Source organism: Mesorhizobium sp. M7D.F.Ca.US.004.03.1.1 (genome assembly GCF_003998635.1).
GTDB lineage: Bacteria > Pseudomonadota > Alphaproteobacteria > Rhizobiales > Rhizobiaceae > Mesorhizobium > Mesorhizobium loti.
Map to the genome: position 1 here is coordinate 1 of NZ_RZQG01001571.1, position 733 is coordinate 733.

General features: G+C 63.6%; 1 protein-coding gene and 1 pseudogene. One reads left to right on the top strand and one right to left on the bottom strand.

The window, feature by feature from the left end; translation table 11 throughout:
* Window positions 1–264 (bottom strand): hypothetical protein (locus tag EN935_RS38765; protein ID WP_245489180.1); only part of this gene is annotated, 264 nt, incomplete at its 3' end.
* 194 nt (window positions 265–458) lie between these two features.
* On the opposite strand from EN935_RS38765, the pseudogene EN935_RS38770 reads away from it, so the two are divergent.
* Window positions 459–733, top strand: a pseudogene (locus EN935_RS38770) (hypothetical protein); the annotation flags it as partial.

The window sequence follows — 733 nt, forward strand, 5'->3', positions numbered from 1 at the left end:
GATATGAATGACGCGCGTGAACGGCTCTTCGAGCGACGGGTCAGAGCCGTAGCATTGGCTTGCCCGCACCACCCATCCGGTCGGATTTTTGCGAAATGTCGCGTGCTCGCAGCCAAACTCGGGAAGCGACAGGGCAGCCTGGTCTACAGTGAAGACGGTTTCGCGTTGGACGTCGGCCGCCGCACTGCAGTTCAGCCGGTCGCTGGACCATGCCCCGACATAGGGCGCCGCCGCCAGTGCCGGGCCGCCCGCAAATGCGGACATTGCCATCGTCATCACCAAACGCCGCATCATCTGTCTCCTGGGCCGCTGTGCTCGACCATACAGGCTGTCGCCGTGGGTACAGGATAAGTTTTCGTCCAGGAGCGGACAAACCCAGCCGTTCCGGATTTCGCTTATGCTTTCGCGCGGATGATGCGACTGTGCGGCCCCAGGCAACGCTTTCCCAGAGACATCTGATGATCACCCGCACACTGGCCTTCGTTTTCCTGGGCTTGCTCGGCCCGATGCAGGCGGCCTTCGCAAAAGAATGCCTGCTGAGCCACGCCACCTATCGCGAGCCGCGCTCGGGCGCGGTCATGCAATTCCGGCCGCTCGCCAACGAGCCGGCGGCGCTGACGGCGCAGGTGTTTTCGCTGAGCGTGCCCAACGCCGGCACAAGCCTGCCGGCCGACATCACCTGGACCAACGGCAGGAATTCTTTTCCGCTCGGCACCATCCGCCACGCCTGTAC